Origin of the sequence: Streptomyces sp. SID13726, from assembly GCF_010548375.1 — a bacterium.
In the GTDB taxonomy this organism is placed as follows: domain Bacteria; phylum Actinomycetota; class Actinomycetes; order Streptomycetales; family Streptomycetaceae; genus Streptomyces.
On the sequence record NZ_JAAGLY010000320.1, the window covers coordinates 1 to 486 of the forward strand.

General features: G+C 73.9%; 1 pseudogene. It reads right to left on the reverse strand.

The window, feature by feature from the left end:
• Positions 1-486, reverse strand: a pseudogene (locus tag G3I78_RS47855) (hypothetical protein); the annotation flags it as partial.

Sequence of the window (486 nt, forward strand, 5' to 3'; positions counted from 1 at the left end):
GACACCGAGGAACGGCTGGCCGCGCTCACCGCCCGGGACCCGCTGGAACTCCCGTACGTACGGCGGTCCCTGGAGCGGCTCGGGTCCGTCCTGCGGGGGCTCGCCTGACGCCGGCCGCCCGCCCTCACCGCCGCAGCCTCCGCGCCCCGGGGCGGAAACGGCCCGGACCAACTCGGCCCCATCGAAGCCGGCATCGGCCAGCAGGAGCATCGTGCGGTCCAGCACACCCAGCAGGGCGCGGGTGCCGCACTCGATCAGGATCACGAGTCGCAGCGGCGGGTAGCCGAACTCCACGCTCTCGCCCGCTCGCTTGGCATAGCGCCAGGTGAGCGCCTCCTCATCGGGCACGTGCAGCAAGGTGCCGTCCACGGCCACGGTCCGAAGCCCCCGGTAGAACGAACCCGCCTGCCCGAGGTGGGCGACGGGTCCGGCGAGGATCTCGAACAGCCGCCGCAGCGGTGCCGCTCCTATCCGCCGTCGGGCCCT